At 68.9% G+C, this 476-nt stretch carries 1 protein-coding gene; it reads left to right on the top strand.

Going from position 1 to position 476, the window contains the following annotated elements; translation table 11 throughout:
- On the top strand, positions 1-476 hold a 476-nt coding region (locus CWM54_RS27895; protein WP_206054249.1), incomplete at both ends, for a sodium ion-translocating decarboxylase subunit beta.

Here is a 476-nt window from a genome sequence, read left to right as displayed (position 1 = left end):
CCGGAGGCCGGGCTGGCGCTGAGCGCGCTGGAAAACCTGCTGGCCCACCACGACCCGGTCCAGCTGGCGGTGATTGCCGCGAAGCTCCACTGCGCGCCGGACGTCCACGCCATCAAGGAGGCGCTGGCGCTGGCCCTGCCGTCGGTGCAGGGGCAGATGGAGAGCCTCGCGGTGGACATGGGTTACTCCGCCGGGGTGCTGGCCATCTTCTATAAGGTGGCGATTGGCTCGGGCATCGCGCCGCTGGTGATTTTTATGGGCGTCGGGGCAATGACCGACTTCGGCCCGCTGCTGGCCAACCCGCGCACCCTGCTGCTGGGGGCGGCGGCGCAGTTCGGTATCTTCGCCACCGTGCTCGGGGCGCTGACGCTGAACTACTTCGGCATCATCAGCTTCACCCTGCCGCAGGCGGCGGCCATCGGGATTATCGGCGGTGCCGACGGCCCGACGGCGATTTACCTGTCGGGCAAGCTGGC

This window comes from Klebsiella sp. D-Nf1 (assembly GCF_002810515.1).
Classification (GTDB): domain Bacteria; phylum Pseudomonadota; class Gammaproteobacteria; order Enterobacterales; family Enterobacteriaceae; genus Klebsiella; species Klebsiella variicola.
Note: the sequence above shows the minus strand (reverse complement) of the source record. Positions and strands in the feature narration are given on the sequence as shown.